The organism is Isoptericola sp. NPDC060185, from assembly GCF_042728595.1.
Classification (GTDB): domain Bacteria; phylum Actinomycetota; class Actinomycetes; order Actinomycetales; family Cellulomonadaceae; genus Isoptericola.
Genome location: NZ_JBHWYY010000159.1, coordinates 1 through 1,204, shown reverse-complemented (window position 1 = coordinate 1,204; position 1,204 = coordinate 1). Strand labels below are relative to the sequence as shown.

The 1,204-nt window shown below is 70.3% G+C and carries 1 protein-coding gene; it reads left to right on the top strand.

Going from position 1 to position 1,204, the window contains the following annotated elements; translation table 11 throughout:
• Positions 1–1,204 (top strand): MFS transporter (locus tag ACFWDO_RS21425; RefSeq protein WP_380347202.1); only part of this gene is annotated, 1,204 nt, incomplete at both ends.

Below are 1,204 nucleotides of genomic sequence, written 5' to 3'. Positions count from 1 at the left end.
CCGCGGTCCTGCTCAGCCTGCTGTTCCTGCTCGGCTGTGGGCAGGCGCTCACCGCGCCCGCGTGGCAAGCGGTACAGCCCGAGCTGGTGCCCCGCGACCAGATCACCTCGGCGGCGGCGCTGGGCAGCATGAGCGTCAATATCGGCCGAGCCGTCGGGCCCGCGGTGGCGGGCGTGATCGTCTCGATCGCCGGGCCGACCGTGGTGTTCGGGTTCAACACGGTGTCGTTCGTCGGCATCGTCGCGGTGCTGCTGGTGTCGAAGTGGCCGACGCGAACGAGTCCGCTGCCCAGCGAACGGCCCCTCGCCGCATTGCAGGCGGGCACGCGATTCATCCGAGCCGCGCCCGCGATCCGACGGGTGCTGTTCCGCGCGATCCTGTTCATCGCTCCCGCCAGCGCGGTGTGGTCGCTGCTGCCGGTGATCGCCCACGACCGACTCGGCCTGTCGTCCTCCGGCTACGGTCTGCTGCTCGGCGCGCTCGGGCTCGGCGCGGTGTGTGGCGCGCTCGGATTGTCACGCCTGCGGGTCCTGTTCACCCCCACCCAGCGGCTCGCGCTCGCGGCGGTCCTGTTCGGTATGGGTGCGATCGCGACCGCACTGGTCCACCACGTGGTGGTGGTGCTCGTGTTGCTGGTGGGATCCGGTCTCGCGTGGTTGCTGGCGATGGCGACGCTGAACTCGACCATGCAGTTGCTACTGCCCGCCTGGGTGCGCGCCCGTGGGCTGTCGGTGTACATGCTGGTGTTCATGGGTGGGCAGGCCATCGGTTCCCTGCTCTGGGGCCTGGTCGCCGGTGCCTACGGGGCAGTGACGGCACTGTTGATCGCGGCCGGGCTGCTGGCGTGCTGTGCCGTGAGCACCCTGTGGTGGCCGATCCGGCACAACGTCGAGGAGATCGACCTCTCCCCGGCGGCGTTCTGGCCCGAACCGCAACTCGTCGTCGAGCCCGAACCCGAGGACGGCCCCGTCCTGGTGATGCGCGGCTACGACGTGCCGCCCGCCGACGTCGCCGCCTTCACCGACTCGATGGCGCTGGTCGGGCGATCGAGGCAGCGCACGGGCGCGATGGAATGGCGGCTCTACCGCGACGTCGGCACCGTCGACCGGTTCGTCGAAGCCTTCGTCGTGCGGTCCTGGGCCGAGCACATGCACCAGCATCAGGTGCGCCTGACCGCCCGTGACCGGGAAATCGAAGAGACCGT